This is a genomic window from Enterobacter sp. UPMP2052 (genome assembly GCF_053709675.1).
The window spans coordinates 39984-61605 of the sequence record NZ_JBSKJR010000014.1; the positions used below are offsets into that span (position 1 = coordinate 39984).

Annotated in this window: 21 protein-coding genes and 5 pseudogenes; 11 read left to right on the forward strand and 15 right to left on the reverse strand. The window is 45.8% G+C overall.

Features of this window, described 5'->3' with window-relative positions; genetic code table 11:
- Positions 1 to 107 precede the first annotated feature (107 nt).
- Positions 108 to 788 (reverse strand): Crp/Fnr family transcriptional regulator, encoded by a 681-nt coding sequence (locus ACWKX3_RS21635; protein WP_454542441.1) that lies wholly within the window; start codon positions 786 to 788, stop codon positions 108 to 110.
- Between the two features lie 256 nt (positions 789 to 1044).
- Between ACWKX3_RS21635 and ACWKX3_RS21640 the strand changes: the two genes are divergently transcribed.
- From ACWKX3_RS21640 to ACWKX3_RS21655, 4 genes and pseudogenes are all read left to right on the forward strand, one after another.
- Positions 1045 to 2004 carry a nucleoside hydrolase gene (locus ACWKX3_RS21640; protein WP_454542442.1) on the forward strand — a complete coding sequence of 320 codons (960 nt, stop codon included), beginning with the start codon at positions 1045 to 1047 and terminating at the stop codon, positions 2002 to 2004.
- The gene (add, locus tag ACWKX3_RS21645) at positions 2001 to 3014 is read left to right on the forward strand and encodes an adenosine deaminase (protein ID WP_454542443.1); all 1014 of its coding nucleotides are present in this window, start codon (positions 2001 to 2003) and stop codon (positions 3012 to 3014) included. Before ACWKX3_RS21640 ends, add begins: the two co-directional genes overlap by 4 nt.
- Positions 3015 to 3076: 62 nt before the next feature.
- The gene (locus ACWKX3_RS21650) at positions 3077 to 4225 is read left to right on the forward strand and encodes an MFS transporter (protein ID WP_454542444.1); all 1149 of its coding nucleotides are present in this window, start codon (positions 3077 to 3079) and stop codon (positions 4223 to 4225) included.
- Between the two features lie 412 nt (positions 4226 to 4637).
- Positions 4638 to 5122: pseudogene (locus ACWKX3_RS21655) on the forward strand (ATP-binding cassette domain-containing protein); the annotation flags it as partial.
- A gap of 112 nt (positions 5123 to 5234) precedes the next feature.
- Here ACWKX3_RS21655 and ACWKX3_RS21660 read toward each other — a convergent pair.
- The 5 genes from ACWKX3_RS21660 to ACWKX3_RS21680 all read right to left on the reverse strand — a co-directional run bounded on the left by ACWKX3_RS21660 (position 5235) and on the right by ACWKX3_RS21680 (position 8410).
- The gene (locus ACWKX3_RS21660; protein WP_454542445.1) at positions 5235 to 5768 is read right to left on the reverse strand and encodes an HD family hydrolase; all 534 of its coding nucleotides are present in this window, start codon (positions 5766 to 5768) and stop codon (positions 5235 to 5237) included.
- 184 nt (positions 5769 to 5952) lie between these two features.
- Positions 5953 to 6456: a DUF6622 family protein gene (locus ACWKX3_RS21665; RefSeq protein ID WP_454542446.1), complete on the reverse strand. Its 504-nt coding sequence runs from the start codon at positions 6454 to 6456 to the stop codon at positions 5953 to 5955.
- 81 nt (positions 6457 to 6537) lie between these two features.
- Entirely contained in the window at positions 6538 to 7026 is a 489-nt protein-coding gene (locus ACWKX3_RS21670; protein ID WP_454542447.1) for a helix-turn-helix domain-containing protein, read from the reverse strand.
- A gap of 137 nt (positions 7027 to 7163) precedes the next feature.
- Positions 7164 to 7967: an MBL fold metallo-hydrolase gene (locus ACWKX3_RS21675; protein ID WP_454542448.1), complete on the reverse strand. Its 804-nt coding sequence runs from the start codon at positions 7965 to 7967 to the stop codon at positions 7164 to 7166.
- Between the two features lie 128 nt (positions 7968 to 8095).
- Positions 8096 to 8410 carry a hypothetical protein gene (locus ACWKX3_RS21680; protein WP_454542449.1) on the reverse strand — a complete coding sequence of 105 codons (315 nt, stop codon included), beginning with the start codon at positions 8408 to 8410 and terminating at the stop codon, positions 8096 to 8098.
- A gap of 442 nt (positions 8411 to 8852) precedes the next feature.
- On the opposite strand from ACWKX3_RS21680, the gene ACWKX3_RS21685 reads away from it, so the two are divergent.
- Positions 8853 to 9071, forward strand: a complete 219-nt coding sequence (locus ACWKX3_RS21685) for a DUF1902 domain-containing protein (protein WP_454542477.1) — start codon at positions 8853 to 8855, stop codon at positions 9069 to 9071.
- Between the two features lie 104 nt (positions 9072 to 9175).
- On the opposite strand, the pseudogene ACWKX3_RS21690 reads toward ACWKX3_RS21685, so the two are convergent.
- Both ACWKX3_RS21690 and surE read right to left on the reverse strand, forming a co-directional pair.
- A pseudogene (locus ACWKX3_RS21690) lies at positions 9176 to 9331 on the reverse strand (PTS transporter subunit EIIB); the annotation flags it as partial.
- A gap of 155 nt (positions 9332 to 9486) precedes the next feature.
- On the reverse strand, positions 9487 to 10356 hold the full coding sequence (surE, locus tag ACWKX3_RS21695) for a 5'/3'-nucleotidase SurE (protein WP_454542478.1): 870 nt from the start codon (positions 10354 to 10356) through the stop codon (positions 9487 to 9489).
- A gap of 505 nt (positions 10357 to 10861) precedes the next feature.
- Between surE and ACWKX3_RS21700 the strand changes: the two genes are divergently transcribed.
- The 5 genes and pseudogenes from ACWKX3_RS21700 to ACWKX3_RS21720 all read left to right on the forward strand — a co-directional run bounded on the left by ACWKX3_RS21700 (position 10862) and on the right by ACWKX3_RS21720 (position 16246).
- Positions 10862 to 11599 carry a histidine phosphatase family protein gene (locus tag ACWKX3_RS21700; protein WP_454542479.1) on the forward strand — a complete coding sequence of 246 codons (738 nt, stop codon included), beginning with the start codon at positions 10862 to 10864 and terminating at the stop codon, positions 11597 to 11599.
- A gap of 83 nt (positions 11600 to 11682) precedes the next feature.
- Complete coding sequence (locus ACWKX3_RS21705) at positions 11683 to 12990, forward strand: OprD family outer membrane porin (RefSeq protein WP_454542450.1); 1308 nt, start codon at positions 11683 to 11685, stop codon at positions 12988 to 12990.
- A 177-nt stretch (positions 12991 to 13167) separates the two neighbouring features.
- A pseudogene (locus ACWKX3_RS21710) lies at positions 13168 to 13991 on the forward strand (PRD domain-containing protein).
- A gap of 703 nt (positions 13992 to 14694) precedes the next feature.
- Positions 14695 to 15366: a glycosyl hydrolase family 25 gene (locus tag ACWKX3_RS21715; RefSeq protein ID WP_454542451.1), complete on the forward strand. Its 672-nt coding sequence runs from the start codon at positions 14695 to 14697 to the stop codon at positions 15364 to 15366.
- Between the two features lie 151 nt (positions 15367 to 15517).
- Positions 15518 to 16246: a glycosyltransferase family 25 protein gene (locus tag ACWKX3_RS21720; RefSeq protein WP_454542452.1), complete on the forward strand. Its 729-nt coding sequence runs from the start codon at positions 15518 to 15520 to the stop codon at positions 16244 to 16246.
- 941 nt (positions 16247 to 17187) lie between these two features.
- Here ACWKX3_RS21720 and ACWKX3_RS21725 read toward each other — a convergent pair.
- From ACWKX3_RS21725 to ACWKX3_RS21740, 4 genes and pseudogenes are all read right to left on the reverse strand, one after another.
- A complete protein-coding gene (locus tag ACWKX3_RS21725; protein WP_454542453.1) occupies positions 17188 to 17454 on the reverse strand; it encodes a hypothetical protein in 267 nt (88 codons plus the stop codon).
- A gap of 280 nt (positions 17455 to 17734) precedes the next feature.
- Positions 17735 to 18325, reverse strand: a pseudogene (locus ACWKX3_RS21730) (IS3 family transposase); the annotation flags it as partial.
- A pseudogene (locus ACWKX3_RS21735) lies at positions 18322 to 18596 on the reverse strand (integrase core domain-containing protein); the annotation flags it as partial. The pseudogenes ACWKX3_RS21735 and ACWKX3_RS21730, both read right to left, overlap by 4 nt.
- Positions 18597 to 18955: 359 nt before the next feature.
- Positions 18956 to 19423, reverse strand: a complete 468-nt coding sequence (locus ACWKX3_RS21740) for a hypothetical protein (protein WP_454542454.1) — start codon at positions 19421 to 19423, stop codon at positions 18956 to 18958.
- A gap of 309 nt (positions 19424 to 19732) precedes the next feature.
- Here ACWKX3_RS21740 and ACWKX3_RS21745 point away from each other — a divergent pair, with 309 nt between their 5' ends.
- Positions 19733 to 20389, forward strand: coding sequence for a class I SAM-dependent methyltransferase (locus ACWKX3_RS21745; protein WP_454542455.1), 657 nt, complete (start codon positions 19733 to 19735; stop codon positions 20387 to 20389).
- 267 nt (positions 20390 to 20656) lie between these two features.
- Here ACWKX3_RS21745 and ACWKX3_RS21750 read toward each other — a convergent pair whose 3' ends face one another.
- The 3 genes from ACWKX3_RS21750 to ACWKX3_RS21760 form a co-directional block, all read right to left on the reverse strand.
- Positions 20657 to 20968 carry a phage tail-collar fiber domain-containing protein gene (locus ACWKX3_RS21750; protein ID WP_454542456.1) on the reverse strand — a complete coding sequence of 104 codons (312 nt, stop codon included), beginning with the start codon at positions 20966 to 20968 and terminating at the stop codon, positions 20657 to 20659.
- Positions 20969 to 20970: 2 nt separating this feature from the next.
- The gene (locus ACWKX3_RS21755) at positions 20971 to 21300 is read right to left on the reverse strand and encodes a phage tail protein I (protein WP_454542457.1); all 330 of its coding nucleotides are present in this window, start codon (positions 21298 to 21300) and stop codon (positions 20971 to 20973) included.
- A gap of 90 nt (positions 21301 to 21390) precedes the next feature.
- Positions 21391 to 21609: a hypothetical protein gene (locus ACWKX3_RS21760; RefSeq protein WP_454542458.1), complete on the reverse strand. Its 219-nt coding sequence runs from the start codon at positions 21607 to 21609 to the stop codon at positions 21391 to 21393.
- Positions 21610 to 21622: the final 13 nt, after the last annotated feature.

Below are 21622 nucleotides of genomic sequence, written 5' to 3' on the forward strand. Positions count from 1 at the left end.
TCGATGTCCGAATCAATCAACTTCTCATCATGGCCAGGATTATCACCGGACGTTAAAACTTGGACTGGCCCCCTGCTCTGGGGTCTTCTAAACTCACAGGGAAAGAATTAAATATTCTCAGGAGCATGATAAATGGTAACCGATTTGTTTTTATGGCTAATCATACCTGTCCTGTTCAAATGCTCCAGTGCCCGGGTAAGTTGTCTTACTGAAATACCCAGCATTGATGCCAAAGGCTCCCGCTTAATTAACTGAAAACTATTGCCATAAATAATGGACTGTATATAAAGATAGTGATGCAGTTTCTCCGAAGCAGTCAACAGCATCGAGACTTTATTCCGGGAGGTTTCCAGAACTTTTTTAGCCAGATGCTGACAAAGGAATGTCAGAAACCTGGCGTCACTCAGGCCATACGTGTGCAGGGCATGTTCCGGAAATAAAATCACGCGTGATACCTGCATTGCCTGCACTGTACTGAATGTACTGTGCTGGCAATCTTCGCAAAACAATTCCAGGTCACCCACAACAGATAATGCACTCTGCACCGTAAAAATTATATTGCCGCCGTTTTTGTCATACTGGCCAATCTGAAGCATACCCTCGACGAGAAGATACAACCCTGAAGGTTTGCTATTTTGCATAACTAAAAAATTATTTTTATTGAGAGTAATAAGTTTCGCTACGGACAATAGACTTTTTGGAATGATGGTATCAATGCCGAACAACCGGAGATAGTCCACCATAAGATACTCTTTGTTCCTGTCACTGCTTAAAACTGGCATGCTCATATTATCACCCCTGCGTTATAAGCCGTAAAACGCTATTATATGCCGTTATACGGCAAGGAATTTTCTACCTCTTCACCAGCGAGATAATATCAGACTGGATATGAATTCCGGCTTATGTAAGTCATGAATTCTGAAAAGAAGCATAGCCGAGTCGCAATGGTATCGGCAACAGACCCGCAGCAAAAAATGGACATGCGTCCTTTTTTTGCTGCGGGTCTGTTGCCAGAGTTAAGCCATCCATAAACAGGAGGGCAACATGAGAAAACTACTTATTGATACAGACACGGCTTCTGATGACGCTGTAGCATTACTGATGGCTCTTCGGGAAGCTTCAGTGAGGGTTGAGGCCATAACGGTCGTCGCGGGTAACTGTAAACTGCAGCAATGTGTTCATAATGCACTGGTCAGTGTTGAAAAAGCCAACACCTATACCCCGCCTGTCTTTGCAGGAATGGCACGTCCTCTTCTGAGAGAACCTTTTCTGTCTCATCATATCCATGGAGCTGACGGGATGGGGGATATGCACCTTTCCCCTCCCGCCCTGAAGCAGGAACAACTCCATGCGGTTGACGCCATTATTCATTATGCCGAAATGTATGCCGGTGAACTTGAGATCGTCACACTCGGGCCGCTGACTAACCTGGCCATGGCCGTCCTGAAATCGCCCACGCTTATCGAGAAGATAAAACATGTATACATCATGGGAGGTGCCGGTCTTACTCCAGGGAATATAACGCCTCTCGCTGAGTTTAACTTTTATGTCGATGCCGAGGCTGCTGATATTGTTATCAAATCAGGTTTAGCGCTGACAGTGGTTGGCTGGGAAATTGGTATGGGGGAAGCTTTTATTAATGAATATGATATGGATTATCTTAACAAACTGAGTTCCCTTGGTCGTTTCACTGTACGCTGTAATAAAGCCCTGATGGAATTTAATGCGGGCAGGACAGAGCGAAAAGGATTCGATTTACCGGATCCTACTACGATGGCAGTGGCACTGTATCCCGACATTATTCAGGAAGCTATCGTCCGTTATTCGTGGGTGGAATATAAAAGTCAGTCTTCATATGGCCATTATGTGATTGACTCGACGAACCTTACCGGAAAGGCACCAAATGCCAGGATCGTGCTAAAAATTAAAAGCGGATTGTTTAAAGACAAACTATTCAGATTACTGGCAGATCCCGTCAATATATGCGGAGAAAACAACGAATGAGTTTTGACGCCCGGAATATTCCAAAAATTGAACTGCACGTTCATCTGGATACCTGTATCAGCTATCACTGCGCACGGATCCTTATACCCTCCCTCAACCTCAGAGCGTTCAGAACGCAGTTCATTGCCCCTGAAAAATGCGCTGATTTGGGTGATTTTCTAAGCAAAATAACTCCACAGTTAGATTTGCTGCAGACCACTTTCGCACTGCGTCAGGCGGTTGATGATATCTTCGATCAGTTACATGCTGACGGAGTCATTTATGCTGAATTACGCTTTGCCCCCTTATTACATCTGAATCAGAGTCTGACGGCTGAGGAGGTAGTCGAAACAGTTCTGGGAGCCATGCGGGCAGGAAGCCAGCGCTACGGTATTGAAGCGAATCTGATCCTTTGCACCCTGCGTCATTTTTCGGAGCAACAAAGTCTGGAAACCGCCAGGCTTGTGACACACTATCTGGGAAAAGGGGTTGTTGCTTTAGATCTGGCGGCCGATGAGGCGCGTTATCCTCTGGCTAACCACATAAAAGCATTTGATTATGTCCGGAGTTATGGGGGGGACTGTATTGCTCACGCCGGAGAAGCGCGGGGGTTTGCCAGTATAATTGAAACGCTGGATAAACTGAGCGTATCGCGAATTGGGCATGGGGTCAGAAGCATTGAGGACAGAGCAACCCTGGACCGGCTTCGTCGGGAGAACATCCATCTTGAGGTGTGCCCGGGGTGTAACATTGTCTGTAATGTCTATCCGTCCATCGGGGAGCATCCTGTCAATACACTTTACCGTGAGGGGATCTCCCTGAGTATCAACACGGATGCAAGGACCGTGGCCGATACAACGCTGAATCAGGAGTACCAGCGTTTACATCATATTTTTGGATGGAAGGAAGAAGAATTTCAGACCTGTAATTTGAATGCTGTCCGGGCGTCATTTGCATCGCCGGGTGTCAAACAACGCATGGAAGGGGTCCTGCGATGTCAGACGCTCCCGTACCACCATGATTCAGTATAACAATGGCGACAGCGTGACGTTATAAAACGACTGTCAAAAGTAACAGCTTTATGGATGGTTAAGTGAAAAAGGCGTCAATATTTTTTTGTCTTGTGCTGTGTGTGATGGCATCCATTGCCGGTACAGACCTTGTTTTGCCTGCAATTCCGCTACTGAAAAGTTTTTTTCATACCACGCCTGAGGTTACTCAGCGGGTGCTTTCAGCCTATGTCGGTGGCAATGCCTGCGGTTTATTATTATTTGGCCGTCTTTCCGATTATTTCAGCAAACCGAAACTCCTCTGTTCAGCCTTATTGATCTTCTCACTGGCGTCGCTCGGATGCGCATACGCACCGTGTATATCCGTACTGGTAGCCATCCGGTTTGTCCAGGGATTAGCATCAGCAGCAGCCCCGGTATTCGTGCCTGGCTTCATCCGCGAGTTATTTGACGAGCACAGGACTGCCCGGGCGATTGGCCTCCTGGGCAGTCTACAGGCCCTGGTTCCGGCCGCTGCTCCGCTGGCTGGGGTCATATTGCTGGCTGTATTTGACTGGAGTATTTCCTTTAAATTACTGGCGATACTGACTGCGGCTGCGGCCGGGATGGTCATGATTCTGGCGCTACCTGAAAGTTCACATTGCCGCCGCGCCGCCGGGAATTACGGAGGTCTGTTGCGCAATCTGCCTTTCCTGCGTTATGCCCTGTCTCATGCTCTGACGGTAGGGGGAATGGTCACTTTCGTTTTTGGCGCACCAACGGTGATCACACTCACGATGCACGGTACTCTCACGGATTTCATTATCATGCAGGTCGCTAATATTGGCGGGTACATCGTGGCGGCAAATCTCTCTGCAGGACTGGCAGAGCGATACGGTGCTGATAACGTTATTAAGGCAGGTACTTGTCTGGCATTATCAAGTGCCATCGCACTGACGGGGTATGGAATGCTGAACGGCACCAACACCTATACTCTGGCAGCACTTTTCGCCCCCATGGGAATTGCTGTTGGACTGAGGGGTCCGACTGGATTTTACCAGGGCATTGTAATTTCAGGAGACAATAATGCGAGAGGGGCCGCTCTGATTGCGTTTTTCACTTTTACTATGATGACGCTGGGGTCACTCGTGAGTGCTGAATTTATTGTTCATGGTCTGATGGTGCTGGCAGCCTTTGTCATGGCGATGCATCTGTTGTCATTATTATTGTTTGTGACCCTCCCCCGGCCATAAATTAGCCTCAGCAAAGCTTCAGATTTCCCTGCCGTAGAGTCTGTATGCTCGCCCGGCCCGGCCAGGTAAGTCCAGTTCATCAGTGACCGACATTGTAAAGGATACGGCTGGTAATCTCTGTGCTCCTGGGGAAGAATAATCGTGAAATGATGGAAAGCTTTAGCCTAGAACATCCAAGTTAAAGAATCAGTGCGATTTTCATTGTCGCCCGGATTCGGACCGGTTTGCAGGACAAAATCATTATCTCAGGATTTCTTCTTACAGATGCTTAAGGTTGCGTCGGAGGGAGCTGGTTGCCGGTTACCTGCTGCATAAGACATGCATTTTGTCTGACCTGCCACCCGTTGAGAATTGCGTATTTCAGGCTGGATGAGCCCATACCACGGCAGGCGCTGTCAGATAAAGATCCATCCCCGACGAAGGCAGGAACAGGACATCTGGCATATTGTATACGCACACGAATAATTCAGGTTCGTCAGCGTGTCGGAACCATATTACTGCATGACCATCCAGTCAGAGGTTCTGTTGCAGAGAACATTATTTTTCAATGAAGACCACAATTATGATCGAATCATCCAGTGCGCCAGACGGTCACTTATCGACAGCGATGCTGGAACCGGCGGAGGGCTTTCCGCAGGACAAAAGCAACGCATCTTTCTGGCAAGGGCGTTGTACAAGAAACCGGAAATTCTGTTACCGGATGAAGCGACCAGCCACCCCTATGTTGTGAGTGAAATCCGGATAATCAAGATCTAACGTCAGCCGGGGCTTCCTGTCCTGCTGATAGCCCATCGTCCTGAAACCATAGCCTCTGCAGTCCGGGGCCTGTATCCGACTGACGAAACGAGTAATGTGATGTTGAATAAACCGCCGGGCTTAACTGACAGCTGTACCTGAGGCGGTTTGTCAAGGAATTATCATAGTTATGAATGTTATATTACCGGGGCGAAGAAAAGGCCATATGGATATTGTTACAATGGTAATCTGGCTGTTTATATTATTAATAATATTATAATACTGTAAGCTCTTCAAATCTATCAAGGAAAGCCTGAAAAGCGGCTTTTGGCTTCATTGGTTCAACTCTGACAGAAGGTGATGGCGATATGTTTTTCAGCGTGGGATAATTCATAACAGACTCCATATTAAGGTCTCTGCATTCCGTTGCTAACATTATAAGATCGGCCTCTTTAATTTCCGGTGATTTATGTTGCCGGAGGCAAAATCTATCTTTAATGGCCTTTTCAAACCTTTTTTCCAGTACGAGATAGTCAGGCATAATTCTCTTCAAAGGAGACGGGAAATCTTTTATATACGCCTCGGCTGCATCATGTAAGAGAGCTTCCAGTGCTAAGCTTTTTGGGGTTAGGTAACTAACAAGAATTGAGTGTTGTGCGACGGAGTAAAAATTTTCACATTGCCCACCGAAACGACATTCGTTAGACAGACCTTTTGCTATGTCAATAATATTGATATCTTCAACCCTGATGTTCCTGTAATCTATTTTTATGCCACTAAAAGTTACTATTACATGTTCTGAATACATTAAGTTATCCCAATCGCTTTGAAATTTTACTACCTTAAGGATTTATAAGGGTATCAAACCCGCACACCCAAAAAAGGACTTATGTCCCTTTTTTAATGTGATTTTTTGATTGCTATTAAAGATATTAAACAATAAGAAAGCGATCTTGCATCTTCAGATAATGCTCAGCCAAGCGCGAGGGTGGTTACTTACACCGTCGGCACCAGGGGATAAAAATCCTCAGCGTGCCTCCCCAGAATACACCATCAATCAGCCCGGTGATCCCACCCATTAATATGCAGAAACTGACCGATGCAGCAAGTTCGGGCTGCAGACAGATGGCGGAGGTGAGGATGAATTTTGTACAAAAAGCAACAACGATCAGTCCCAGCGTCATCGGCGTCCCGGCCCTGATAACTCTGCCGGGACTGACTGAATCCCGCAGAGGAGGTTGTGACCGCCACATCCAGTAGCCAAGTGAAGCCCCCGCGAGTATTCCAGCGATCATCATGCTCAGACTTAACCCAGCCCTTTCTGTTTCAGTAATCATTCCGTAGCCTCCCCAGATAAGAAACAATACCGGGAGAAAAAAAAGCCGACCGGTTGTCATTTCTCTGTCATACAGGGCTGCAAAACCACGACGAAGTAAAAAAGCCAGCAGGATCCAGACCCAGACGGGCGTATGTTTAAAAAATTCAGACAGATTCATGCTTCATACCTTACCGGTGACTGATGTTTACATTTAGCCATTTAAAGAGAAATTTCCGGGTGCGCCTTAATTGCCCGCTGCTTATTTTTCTTTTTTACCGGTGCCGGGACGAAGCAGTTTATTCAACCTGTGATGTTGCCATGATTTAAGCTGATCACGAATCACAAACACGCTGATCCCCCTGAACACAACCAGACAGCCCCATATGGCAGTCACAATAAGGGACCAGTAGCTTTTCGGGGTGAACAGATAGTTAACAATCATCAGTGCGCTACATACCAGAAAAGCGGTTGCGAGTCTCCGGTAGAACCGCATTTCCCGTACAACCTGACTTCTGGCATCACTGATACGCTCATCAAGCGCGTTGCCGGCTTCACCAGCCTCTTCGGAGAGTTCAGAAACGCTGACCTCAAAGGCAGAAGCAAGCGCACTCAGTGTTTCAAGACCGGGTTTAAGCCCTTTTTCAGTACGCTGCACTGTTCTGACAGAAAGCGAGGCGACTTCAGCCAGCTGCTCCTGAGACCATGCCTTCTTCAGGCGAAGGGCTTTCACTTTTTCTGCGACGTTCATCGATAACCTCATGTCTGGTGGTAACAAGTAAGATATTCGCATTTCTGACCGGCACCGTACACGACACGGGCCTGACAGAAAGACGACACCACCATGACAGGTGCACCCGCATGACGACGTGAGCCTGGAGCACATACTTACTCTTCAAAAAAAACGGTATCTCCGCAGGCGACAGGATGCATATTTCTAAGCCACAGTTTCCCCCATCTTCCGGTGCAGTGACAGCCCAGAATCTGCTCAGGAGCGATCTCACGCAAGAATGCTTTCAGCCTTATCAGCTTCATTGGGGACGCAGCCCGCAGATGAAACCCACCGACAAGGGCATATATGCGCATTTCCCCCGTAATGTTCATGCAGTGGCGAACGGTGTTTTCCAGTCCACGGTGGCCGCATCCGGTGAAAATGACCAGCCCGCGCGATGATCGCCAGATAAGTGCGCCTTCGTCAGAAACATAATCAGGCGTTACACTCTTATGATCGATAAAACCACAGGCCTGCGGGTTTTCTGCCGGGATTTCACCAGTCCAGATAAAACGCCCTGCCACGATCCGCGGAGTTTTACTGAACTCCACCTCCAGCCCATAAAAGCGTTCGGCGACCGAAAGTTTCTTAAGCGGAACTATTTTTCCGGAAAGCCTGATTCCGGCATACCTTTCCCGTAATACGCCGGGGTGGCAGATGATACGAGTCCCCGGGCCAAGACACATTATCCCGCCGCTGTGATCATAATGCCCGTGCGATAATACAACCGCGTCCAGATCTGTCAGCGGCTCGTTAATCAGTCCGGCGTTGTGAACAAAGGTTTCATCCGGGCCGGAATCAAACAGAATCCTGCTCTCTCCATCGTCCAGAAGGATAGAGAGGCCTGCGCGGGGCTGCATCCCTGCAGTGGCACGCGGGGAAAGATGGTTTTCGATCAGAACGGTCATTTTGAGCACCATTTCTCAGTTCTCCCTTGACGGATCATCCAGTTGTCCTGACAGCAGACCGGCTTCGCATTTCAGCCCAGAGCGATATGGAGTGGCTACTTTTTGGCAAGCAACTTCCAGTAAAAGGCGTTCTCCTTAAATCACTTACCCAGCAGTGAGATAAGGCTTACCTTCGCTGACAGCAAGGCACCAATAGCGGCCGGATATAACAAAATGGAAAGTTGTAAACGTCTCACCTTGTTGGTTGACGCGACGTCTTTAATGACTCTGGCCACGCTAAAAATGCACAAGAAGAAGCCTACCGTAGCAACCAGGGCTGCCGCTAACATAACGCCTGTTTGTTGTGACAGACTGGTGACGGCCCCCGCCATGACCAGGCACTGTATCAGTCCAAACGATAAAGCCCCCGAACTGCCCTCTACCACTTTGCCAAAATCTTTCAGAAAATCGTCCATCAACGTATCCCTTCTCCCGAAATCGAACAGCAACACTATACCGCCAGGCATTACTGGTTAACATAGTAGTTGCAGCCCCCTCACCCGCTGATTCATTCAACTTGAGATTAACGCTAGCTGTAGTCTGTTCAAAGGGGTTAGGCAGCCCCAGTTGTAAACATTGTTCGGTTAAAAGATACGAAAACACATGCTTAATACAAGGCTGGCATCTTTTTTTGAGATGCACATTCGCCATAACTTATGGGCAAGCCCGCCATTACCATCACGTCAGCGAAGACGCGACATCTATTTTTATAAACCCTATATAGCAACTGCGGTGGCCTGAGTCTGTAGTGTGCCACTGCGAAAAATGAGTCCTGCACTCCCCGTAGGCTGATTTCAAAAAGGGTAAGATTATCCCAACGCTAAAAAGGGGGCTCTTATGAGAGAACCAGCTGTCGTTATGTTTTCTCGGCTTTTCGATGTGGATATTTGCCATGACCATGTAGACAAAGTATGGGGGGCTCAGTGCGATGCTCCTGGTCTTGTTACAGAAGCAGTGACATACGCAGAACTGACCGGGCGGGTATGGGTAATAGCCCCAGAGCTGTATGTCATGAATGGCCTGGGTAGTAATCCTGCACATATCAACCTTTCGTTTAGTCTGAATTGCGAAGATTAGGGGATGAGGAACAACCTGCAATCAGAGTACTGCTAACAGTCGCGAGCGGTTGATTGCAGGAATCGCTGCCAGACATCATGGACTTGATTACAAACGACGACCTAAAAGTGTCCCCCGCTTTCCACCACCATGATGACGTCAGGATTCTATTTCAGTGTTTCGGCATACGCTTTGCCATCATCCTTCAGCTTGAAGCGTAGACGGGTGGCGCAATGTACAAGGCTGCTCACGTTCTTGCGCCCGCCTACGTGACGAAGAATATTCTATGCCAGATCTTCATATTTCATTTTCATCGATGTCATCCGTACTAAAATAAAAAAACCTGATCATCAGCGAAGCGACATCCACTGATGTATCAGGTTTTGCCTGCCTAAGCAGTAACCATCCTTTATGTGTCTTCCGACACGAGATAAAACTATTTTGTTAACGCCTTTTCATACTGCGCCTGATACTGCGGGGCATTCCACGCGCCATCAATCAGCGTATACGTGATATAGCCTTTATTTAACCAACCCGAATCGGTGTCATCCTGAACATTGTTTAAAGATGCCGGGTTAATCGTCTGCTTTGCCGTTCCGTCAGGCAAAATGTCGTAGCCAATCTGCGGCGTAGGGAACATTTCGTTTTCAATGAAGTGTATTCCTTTAATTTGTGCTTTTGGCAGCGGCGGATAATTAATACTTAACCCGGAGCCTTTAGGCAATAAAGCGCTGTCGGATGCCGGTTTGTCGTTAAGTTTCCCCACCACCTCAACGACGTGATCAATCGCATCAGCCCAGTATTTATGCGTACTTGGCCATTTATTTTTCATTTCATCTTCAGTGTAGACGTACCCAATGCTGGCAGCAATCGCCGGAAAACCATAGCGAATAGCACGTGCAGCGGCGCTCACGGTACCGGAATTCACCTGCGCCATCCCGGTATTCGGGCCATCATTAACGCCAGAAATAACCAGATCAGGAGGATTATCTTTCAACAGCCCCTGCAAACCAAAATCGACGGAGTCCGCTGGCGTACCCGGGAAGCAGTAACGTTTATCGGCAACTTTTTTAACATCAAAAACCTTACCGGTTTTGAACGTAATCGCAGAGCCGATACCGCTTTGATTGGTCGCTGGTGCAACCATCCAGACATCATAACCTTTTTGAGCAAGTTTTTCCTGAAGCTGGATACTGCCGGGAGATACACAGCCATCATCATTCACAATCAGAATTTTTAGCGGATCGGCAGAAACCGTAAAACTTATCGCGGAGATCAGCGCGGCGGCAATAAACGTTATCTTCATCGTAGCTCCTGTTATCCCTGAGGGATAAATACAATGCAAAAAAAAACCTAAGGCCCCCTGCTGCAACGTGTGCAGAAAGTGCCTTAGGTTTTGCCTGAATCAGTAACAATCCCGAGTTGCTAACGAAAATACGTCGTGTCGGCGATTACGTCCAGATGGTGAAAGGATTTTTTGTGATAGCGATCACCCTTCCCCACCTAATTAATCCTGCACTCGCGTGTTCTTAGAGATTAAGCAAAGAGATATTACGGGTATGAGGAAGATCACATTTATATACATCACCGTTATAAATCAGATGCCCGGAAAAAATATTAGTGGTAATGTCTTCAGCAACTGGATTGTTACTGTTTCAACAGGCAAAACCTACGTTTTCATCTCTCCTCCTATATTGGGAGCGAGAAGAGCACGTAGGTTTTTTTTTGGCTAAAAAAAGGACTACGTAACGATGAAAAAATGGCTACTCAGTGTGTTAATGCTGGTTAGCGCTACCGCTAGCCCCGCGATCATGGCGCAGAACAATTATAAAAACAGCAAGGATGAGGCGATCAGTATTTATTTTGCCCGTCATGGTAAAACACTGCTTAATACGTTAGATCGCGTTCAGGGATGGGCTGATTCACCACTCACCCCAGAAGGTAAAGATGTCGCTCGTTATTTGGGCGAAGGATTAAAAGATATTAAATTCGATCGTTTTTATTCCAGCGACGCCGGGCGTCAGCGCGAAACGATGGCGGTTATTCTTCAGCAGGCTGGTGTAAAGGATTATCATCTCACCGAACTGGAAGGTTTACGCGAAGCCTTTTTTGGTAGTTTTGAAGGTGGCTATAACAAAGATATGGCCAATGCCGGCGCGCATGCATTAGGGCTGGCCGATGCTAAAGCGCTTTTTACCGCGATGAAATCAGGTTCGCTGCCGGTAAAAGACAACCAGAATGCGCTGGCGAAAGCGGACCCGCAGCATCTGGCTGAAAACTATGAACAGGTGAAAACCCGCACCCAGGCAGCGCTGAACACCATTGTTGAAACGGCGAAAAAAGAAGGTGACAAGAATATTTTGGCCATCTCATCCGGTACATCAATGCAGATTATGATCTCCGATCTGACCGATAACCCGGCCAAAAATCTACCGCTCACCAACGCCGCGGTGGTCAAAATAACCTATAAAGATGGCAAATATAGGGTACCTGAAATTGGTACCATGAAGTATGTCGAGGCAGGTAAAAAGGCGCTCAGCAATAAATAAACGCTTCAGTCTCTTTTATTTTGGTCGTCCGCAGTATCTCCTCGGTCTAAATTTCTGCGACGGCCCATTTTCAGGAACGGATGATGCTTAAGTATATTACTCTCACATTGATAACGTGCGGGCTTTCTTCGCCAGTTTGGGCAAGCGAGAACGCTTTCTTAAGTGATGCATTTTTCACAGACTCACAGCTCACGCTCTCAGCAAAGAACTACTGGAAATACCTAAAAGAAGAAAACGCCAATCCCAAGCATGTGCATAACGCGTGGGGGCAAGGCTTTGCAGCGGATTATCAATCCGGATATTTTGCCGATATCATTGGTTTTGACGTCACTTATTATAGCGCCTTCAAATTGGGTGCCAGTGATTATTTTAACTCCCGTGGTGTACTGTATAACAACGGAACGGGGAACAATAAAAAAAATGCCGAAGGGTATTCAAAGTTCGGCCAACGAAACATTAAGCTGAAATATGCTCTTGAGGATTTGCAGCTCAATGCCCGCTGGGGATGGCAGATGCTGAAAAACTATGGCGTCATTTCGACATCAACGCGCCTCTCCCCAACAACCTACTCAGGCATTAGCGGAGGCGTAAGCTATGGGCACCTCACCCTGCGCGGTGCCTGGGTGGAAAATTCCATGGACCGAAATTCGCCGGATAAAAAGCAGTTTCAGACCAACACGGGTAAAGATATTGGCTATCTGACAAGCGGCGAAATTCTCTGGAAAAGTGACGGGTTCGATGCCCAGTATGCCTGGGGCGAAAGCAAAAACTATTTACAGCGTCACATCCTGTTCACGCAACTTCGTCCGACATCTGACTGGACAATCGGCACACAAATTTACGCCACGCATGCGCAGGAAGAGTACCGCGCGATGCCTGCAAACAAACGTGATTTCGACAATAACGCCTGGCACTTCGCGATGGATGCAACCTGGAAAGGCGAGCGCTGGAGCAGTAAAACGGGGATCGGCTATACCGACGCGCAGAAAGCCAATGAAGTGGGATTTTATCCTCGTCATATGAGTAAAAAGTCGCGCGGCACTTTTATCTCGATGGCTTATGCCGGTGACGATTATTTGCGCGATGGTGAACTTATGTTTGCCAATATGACCGAATATCGCTTAACGCCCGATCTGGGCGTCGGTCTGGTCGGGAACATCGCGCAGTTTGATTATAAAGGCAATGATGTACGTAGCGGGGAGATCAGTGCATTTACCCGCTGGGCACCTACCGATGCGTACTTCAGGAACTTTACATTTTGGGCGATGTTCGGGCCAGGCTGGTCATATAAAGCAAGCGGTAAAACGCCGGTGCTTACGAATGGCCGCTATACCCGCACCCATACGCTGTCGGCAGAAGTCATTATGGAATATCGTTTCAGGTTATTCTGATACTTAAGAGGTACACGGCGGATCAAGCTCACGGTTTTTGCCCTTAGGTTTTTAAAGAGAATCATTCGGTGATAGATTGCGTCGCGTATTGTTAAATATTTAGCTAACAAAAACTGATTTCAAGCGATTATCATGGATTAGTATTTTCATTTTTGGGGTCCGAAGATCACTGCAAAAATGTTGAATAATAATATCGTGGTTATTCTTGATGCGCAGCAACGAGAACAGATCGTCATGGGGGGCGGTTTAGCCTTTCAGAAATGCGTAGGTGAAACACTCGACTCATCGCGTATCGAAAAGGTTTTTGCCTTACAAAATGATGAATTGACTCGACGCCTGGGCGAATACCTGAGCTAAATTCCGTGAGAAGTGATTACAACCTGCGACCGTAATATTGACCTCGCACGTAGTCGATTTGGAAAACTACAGAGAGCCTTTATATCACCATTACCGATCACTGCCACTACGCTAACAAACGGCAAAAGAAAGGCTTGGTGCTTAAGAACGCCCTACTATGGGAAACGCAACCTCTTTACCCATGCCAGTCTGAACTGAGCAACGAGGCTCGGGCGATAATTGCCCAGCGATTTGGCATCGAGTTACCGGAACATTTATCGGGATTTATTGCACTGCACCTGGTGACCGGACAACTGAACAGTAAATTACCGAAGTTATACATATTACCCAAATGGTGCAGGAGATTCTACAGTTAGCGAAATATCAGTTACGGCTGGCATATGGAACAAGTTCTTTAAGCTATCAATGGTTTGTTGCCCACCTGAAGTTTTTTGCCCAACGTATGTTGACGCGTAACGTTGAGCCCGATGATGATGAAACCCTGCACGATGCCGTAAACAGAAATACATCCTTTCTTGGTAATAAGCGGAAAAAACAGCGCTGCTTATCCGTTACACCTATCAGCGCGATCTGCCCACGGAAGAGATCATGTTTTAACCATACATATTGAACAGGTTTGTAAAGATTCGCTTCGCCACCACTAACACGCTTGTTGAATAATATTTATTAGTTGCAACCTGATCTGACACCTAGCCTAGAAAGGTCGAGAATTATCGGTTGCAACTGCTGTCGCATTTGTCCCCAGCTTAGCTGGGAAACCATCAATCTGACTGGCAAAGGAAAAAAAGAGTTTACTGCGAATCAGAGCCAATCAGACCTTCCTTGCGCGCTAACAGCAGTGCGACAAGTGCGAACCATGCCAGTTGATCTGTCTTATACCTGTTTAGCAATTCTTGAGCATACCTGACAAAAGTGCGGCATTAACTAGCCGGTAGCACCGGCCCGTTTTTTTGGCTTCTTCGATTATGCTACGCTACGCCTGAACCGACAATAGTCTGGATTCATTTGTCCTATTCACCATCACGTGACAGTTCCCAATGCCCCACTCTGAATATCACATGGGCATTTCTTTCCGGCCCATATAGGGGTTAGTAAGGTATAGAAGATAACACCCCCTACCGCAGCAAGGAGTGGGTGAAAGCACGATACAAGACCGTGCGCAGAGCTAGTAGTTATTAAGGGTTACAGTAGGTAGGGTATGATAATAGTGATCTCCGTGATACAGCATTCAGTTAAACCTATATAGGATTACATCCCGGACGCAAGTCTTAAAACTGGCAATGATAGCATGTACCAGACTAACATTATGATAGTATATAGCTTTAAAAAATAATGGTATTATAAGTCATGAATGAAATTAACTGGAGTTTGATTGACAAAATTGTTTTTATCAATTTAGAGCAAAGACCAGATAGACTGGCTAGCATCATGGCCGAATTGCAAAAAATGAATGCACCTAGCGAAAAAATACTGCGTTTCAACGCAATTAAAGAAAAAAACGGCGCATTAGGTTGTGCGAAATCTCATCTCAATGTTTTGATCATGGCACAAATAAATGGTTGGAATAACGTCCTGATTTTAGAGGATGACATGGTTTTCGAAAAAGATTCCGCATCGATAATAAGAACAAATATCTTTCTTAATGAGTTAGTCCAAACTAACTGGGATGTCGGTTTTTTATCCGCCAGCTACTATATTATCAAAAAAGTGAAAAGATATTTTTATAAAGTAGAATTCGCATTTCTCGCAAATAGCTACTTAGTGAATAAGTCTTATTATAAAAAATTAATGCATAATTACGCACAAGCAATTTACAGACTGGAACAGGGTGAACCTCGTAACAAAGTTGGTCTCGATACTCACTGGCTCACTTTAATGAAAGAGGGAAACTGGTACGGTGTTTATCCTTGTGTCGGATACCAGAAGCCTGGACTTAGTAATATAGAGAACATAGAAATAGATCGACGTGAATACTTTAAAAGGTCTATAGACGATATCAAACGCTATGGATCATTTTAACCATGGTTAGAGTTTATAGTAGCGATGCACATGAAGATGTAATTCCACTACTGTTTTTCATCACCGCACCAAGACTTTCCTGCTTTCAATGGTTAGCTAATTTTTATAACGTATTACACCTTACATTCTTACAAATTCAAAGGTAGTTAAAATGAATAACATAACACTCGACTTATCTAATATCGAGAAAGTCTTTTACATAAATTTAAAATCCAGGGAAGATCGTAATTGGAACATACTTTCCCAACTCAAATCACTTGGTATTCCAGATGATAAAATCTCAAGATTTGATGCAATAGAACATAAAATTGGTTATATAGGGTGCACACTCTCTCATTTTTCAATTTTGAAGCATGCCGAAAGCAAAGGGATGGGGAATATAATTATTCTTGAGGATGATATGGAATTTAATGTGGATATTGAAAGCATATCCAGAGCTAATGAATTCCTCAAAATGTTGAAAGGTAATAGATGGGATGTTGCTATGTTATCTGCTAATTATTTTAATGTTAATCCCTTAAAATGCAGGAGTCTTTTTTTAAAAATAAATCATGCATTTTGTGCCTGTGCATATATTATCAATGAAACGTATAGACCAAAACTTATAGCTAATATTTCTGAAGCGATAGATTTACTGGACCATACATGTGAACAACGCTATGCTATTGATTCTTACTGGACAAAATTGATGCCAGATGGATACTGGTTTGGTCTTTATCCTTGCTTAGGATATCAAAGGCCAGATTATAGTAATATTCAGGGCTATAATGTGAATTATAAACATCTTTTTTACAAACCACTATCCAGCATTTATACAGGCACTTTTTGTCCTGCAGGAAACCATAGCTGTACAAAAAATTGCTATTATAAAGGCTGGTAGGGTAATGATTCCATCATTCTGTCTCCCTTATTCTTGGATCATACTTCATGACTTTGTCATGCAGTTCTACAGACTACAAGAACGCCAGCGATGTCCTGCTCAATATTGCTTATCAATATCATCTGCAACAGCATCCGCTGAATAAGTATGAAAGATAAATATTGAGTTCGTCACCTTGTTATTTTAAATATTATGAAAGTGTTCATTCCTGCATATCATATCTGAATCACTGTCCGGGCAATTAGTTTTCCCTGATAATTTCCGGAACCTTTAGAGCTAAAGCGAAAACATTATGTAAGCCACATATCCCCATACGCAATATATCTTAACATGGCATGCATGTGCTGTAGTAACATATATCAGAAGATCTGCACATGCTCCGCACTTAATGAAAATTTAAATTTTGTGTAGTCAGTATATTTGCTCTTAACCTCCAGTCGTTGGTATTACTTAAATTAACTTTGGGTCCAGAGAAGCGCAGACATCGCAGCATCCAGATAAAAATCGCCATTGTTCAGAAGAGCATTAAGCATGTTATGACGATGTTGTTGGTTGCCCGCTAGCATGGTGTCCTACCAGTGAGTTTTCCTGTGGCTTAAGAAGTATCAGGAATTCAGTTTCACCGCAGTAGCCGCTGGCGAACAGGCTGTACCCACATCACAACTGGCATCTGCGATGAAAAAATTTGAAGCCATGAAGTAGATTAATCTAAATGATTAAAAGGATAATTTGTTATACACCTTCATCCCAAAGAAAATCCTTCGTACAAGGGCTAACGTTAGGCCTTTGGTAAGTCGCTCACTTAGGATGCGAGAAAAAAACATGTAAAAAAAGAAAAGCATATCGAACTCGTGAGATTGCTGACTGCCTCAAAGATTAAAAGCTTTGACAAAACTAGTACAATCTTCTTACAAAATCAGAGTACTGTAGGTAGAGTATATTTATAACTGAGATTTTAATTTTTCTAAATGCTTAAGTTTGTTTTCTAGGACTATTTTATCATCATTCTTGGCTGTGGCTATTTGGTTCCTCAGCATATCGATTTCCAATTGTAACTTAATTCTTTTTGAGGTCTGATGCTCTTTTTGAGCCACACTGGCTACAATACCATAGCTAACCTCATCACTTTTTTGTTTAATTTGCTGACCGATATCAGCATATCCAAGATCTGATAGTAGTAAAAGACAAGTTAAAATTATAGTTTTCATAATACTCCCCTGTTATAAAATACATCCCCACTCATTTCACAGAATAATCTATGTCAGATGCAACTTCAACTAGAGCCTAGGCAGTATATCCAGTTAGCACTGGCTTGATGATAACGCTACAGGCTCTACAGCATCAATGAAATATGCGTGTAAATGTGGGAGGTGTACATTCATCGTTTAGGAAGGCAGGTATCTGCCGGGCAGAAATCCTCATTAACAGCAGCATTTAGTTATCATTTTCATTCGCATAAAAAAATGAATTCTCAAGTAATTGATAATTTTTCTTAATCCATTCGCGTTTCAGTTGCTGGAAAAAGCTTTCCGCAACCGCGTTGTCATGACAGTTACCGCGACGACTCATGCTGCCCTTCAGACCGTGTGATTTCAGAAACAACTGCCACTCATGGCCCGTGTACCGACTGCCCTGATCAGAGTAAACCAGTACCTGCTTTTGATGATTACGCCTCCATACCGCCATAAGTAATGCTTTCGGGACAATCTCTTTTGTCATGCTAGGTTGCATTGACCAGCCGATAACTTTTCGGGAGAACAGGTCAACCGCCACGGCCAGATACAGCCAGCCTTCGTGGGTTCGGATATAGGTGATGTCCATCATCCAACGTTCATCCGGTGAGTCCGGATTGAACTGCCGCTGGAGCCTGTTGGGTGTCACGATGCTGGCTTCTCCTTTACGTGCACGTGGGCTGCGGTTCAAAACCTGAGCTTTTATTCCGGCACGCTTCATCAGCCGCCAGACCCGGTTCACTCCGCACTGATGTCCGGTATCACGCAGATCGAGATGGATCTTGCGATAACCATAGACGCAGCCAGACTCAAGCCAGAACTGTCTGATCTGCCCGGTCAGCAGTTCAGCGATGAATGGGGACGACACTCATTATAATCCTGCCGCCAGTCATTGATCGTTTTCCTGGCATGAATAATCGCGCTGAACCAGTACTCGTTCAGGCATTCATCACTGAATCGTCCGTTAAAACTTTCAATAAATCCGTTCTGAGTCGGCTATCCCGGCTGGATAAGACGTAGTTACATTCCATGCTAAAAGGCCCATTGTTCCAGTGCCCGGCAGGTTAATTCCGATCCTGATCGGTTTTTATCGTAACCGGATAATCACGAAACAGCGCATGTCCTCGTCTGTTTTTGCCAGGGGCTTAAGGACGTGCTGGTATGGCCTGTTCTGCCTTTTAAGCGTTCCGGCAGTAACGCTTAAATTACGGCAGGCGATCCCTTTTTCTTGCCTGGACGCGGCGATGACTTTCATACAATCCAGGATGAGGCGACGGGTTCATGCTGAACAACGGCTCCATGCCATCCTCTGCCTGCGAAGCTGCGGATACTATGCCGCCTCGATTGCAACTTGCTTCGTTTGTGATCTTTTTGGGTATGGCTTACATAAGCGAACAGTTCAACCCCCGCGGCCAGAGGATAATTCATAGAACCCCTTTTTTACTGGCAACAGTGGTATGCCCGGCAGACGCTCAGCTTAGTTGCAGTGTGTTGTTGAGCCAACCACGTTACATTTGGTTATATTGCCGTGACCGTCGTTAATGTAGGTTGTATTGCCGACCTTTTTCATAGTACTCCCGTCGCTTCCAACAATCGTGCTACCGACCTTGTTATATGTCGTGGTATTGCCGTAGCGATCCCTGACATAGGTCGTACTGCCGACCTTTTTCATGGTGCTCCCGTCGCTTCCAACGATCGTGCTATCGACCTTGTTGTATGACGTGGTATTGCCACGGTTATCCCTGACATAGGTCGTGTTGCCGATTGTTTTCGTACTGCTCCCGCTGCTGCCGTAAGTCGTAGCGCTGACCCGGTTGTAAGACGTCAAACTTCCTCCACCATTCTTAACAGAAGTCGTAATACCCATGGTATTCAGGGTTGCCTGAGCGCTGACTGCGCCAGCCACCAGTGGCAGAGCTGCAATAATCGATTTAAATAACGTCATCTTTAATTCCTGCTTTCGCTGTTTTGGGTAGGGTAGCCGTAGAGATACCAAGTAGTTCAGCAGTTTCCTTTCATGTCAATGTTAGCTTTTCCAAGAATACCCTCACATTCGCGTCCAACAGTAACCATCCTTACACAAAACCTTTTAATATGTACATACTTAACCATTATCATGTTTCATCCACCGACATTAACATTGAAAAACCTGTCGCAGAACAGTCTTGCATATGAAGGGCTGCGGCACTTAACCTTGTAATGATTATGGATAATTGATTTAATTTAACGCATGAATTTTAACAAGGAGAAACCAATGAACAATCAGACGGACAATGGGACCAAAGTTTACACACCTTTAACATTAAAGCTTTATGACTGGTGGGTGCTAAATATTTCTAATCAGTTTGCATGGAAATGCCCTACAGGACAGTTTCTGCTACCACACTTTTTAAAACATCTAGGTCACAAGCATCTCGATATCGGTGTTGGTAGTGGATATTACCTGACTTATGCTCCTTCTGACTGCAAGATATCGTTGATGGATCTCAACACAGCAAGTCTGAACGCTGCTTCAGCCAGAGCCAGAGAGTCTCAAATACTTCAAAAAATTAACCACGATGTATTCGATCCTTATCCGGTTCACCTGAACAATCAATTCGACTCCATCGCAATGTTTTATCTTCTTCACTGCCTGCCGGGGACTATGGCCAATAAGGCTATAGCTATAGGAAATGCCAAAATGGCGTTGACTGACGGTGGTGTACTTTATGGTGCAACTATTCTTGGTAATGGCGTAAATCACAATAGTTTCGGAAAGATGCTGATGAATACTTACAATAGCAAAGGAATTTTCTCCAATAAAAAAGACTCTGAGGCATCGTTAAGAGAAATACTTTCCGATCATTTTGAAACCGCTGAAGTAAGAGTGACCGGCACCGTTGCTTTATTTTCGGCTTCAGGAAAAAAATAATTGTTACCGCATTCTGATCTTTTACACAGATCGGTTGCGGGACTTCATTCTGTTAGAGTTAGGGTAAAAGCACTATTTCTGCTAACTGCCTTTTTCGTCACACCACCGGCCACCCTCTTTAGTGCTTTGTTAATTGCAATCAGCGTAACCGGGTATGGGGATGATTTGCGGCAGTTTGAGTGGCTCTGAAAGAGAAATACATCCTCCGGGTATCGTTTTCTCCGTTTATGAATGATTTTTTTGTTTCCCTGGCCTTAATCCGGCTTTTCAATGGCGGCACTGTTCGCAACGAAATAAAGCTCCCCCGTATCGGTCAGCAGGCCGTCTTCCCGCACAACAAATCCGCCAACAGTAACCGGCAATATCAGCTGAGCGATGAACTGATTCAACTGATCTGGGGAAACTTGCTGTGCAGAAATGGCGTGCCAGTTTCGTCTGCGCAGATTCCGGTTTTACGGCCTGGCCGTTCCCGTCACCCACCACAAAATCTTTAATGATAACGGGCTTCCCGGTCGCAGAGGACTGCGCCTCCAGCTCCCTGCCCCTGTTGGTCAGAATGCTGTAATACTTCGCAGCCATAGCTACACTCCTGCCTCAATAACAACGTCAATCCAGGCGGTAACAGCACCGCCGATATAATAATTTTCCTTCGCGCCCATGTCGGCGATCACATCTATTGTGGTCAGCAGGCTGCGAAGGTTTTTGGCTTTATCCACCTGACGGCGTATGCGCTGATACATCACCTCATCAATGGCCTGCAGGCTGTAGACCTTCACGCGGAACGTATAGGGGTCTTTGTGTGGTTCATCCTCCGTCCATGCCTCCTCCCAGGAATCCACTGCAAACTTACAGGCAAGCCAGGGCAGCAGATGGGCTGGACAGGTGTCAGGATTTTTCACCTTCCGGACCATGTCAGTATCCAGCCCCGCAATTAGCTCTGTGCTTGCCTGTTCCTCGCCCGCTCCGGTTGAATGGCTGACGGGGGAAGGAAGGACCGAAATTTATCCACTGGTGCCTCCTTTACGCGTAACGTTTATCGCGCTGCACCAGGGGGCCTGCCCGGCGGCGGCTTCCAGATCGGCCGTCGGGCTGATCAATTTGACCCTTGATACACCAGGCTGCTGCAGGGAAGCGTATATTGCAGAGAGCGGGACGATGGCGTTGATGCGATGGGAAAGCTGGGTATAGCTCGTCAGCGTGCTTATGGCATTCTCCAGCACCGTCTGCGCATCC